We start from the raw sequence: 296 nt of genomic DNA on the forward strand, positions 1-296 counted from the left end.
ACCGTGACAATCAACAGGGCAGCAGACAAAATCAACACAGCCCACACGATGATGGGAGTAGCCGCGACGACCGCGGCTAAACGGGCACGGCGGAAGAGGCGCCTGCCAACACGCAGCGGTGTACCGGCAACAACGAATGCAACCGCAGCGGCAAGAACAAGACCAGCCACCACCGTAAGTAGTCCAGCCAACGGCGTTAAAAGAACCCTCGGGTGAGTAGCAAGCATGCCCACAAACGTAGCTGCAGACAAGAACAAAATAATCGCGCCCGCCACACCAGGAACAATCGTCAACGC

At 57.4% G+C, this 296-nt stretch carries 1 protein-coding gene; it reads right to left on the reverse strand.

Annotation, left to right across the window (positions count from 1 at the left end; translation table 11 throughout):
* On the reverse strand, positions 1–296 hold a 296-nt coding region (locus tag QP990_RS12220; RefSeq protein ID WP_284799436.1), incomplete at both ends, for a hypothetical protein.

The sequence above is a fragment of the Corynebacterium sp. MSK071 genome, from assembly GCF_030232125.1.
GTDB lineage: Bacteria > Actinomycetota > Actinomycetes > Mycobacteriales > Mycobacteriaceae > Corynebacterium > Corynebacterium kefirresidentii.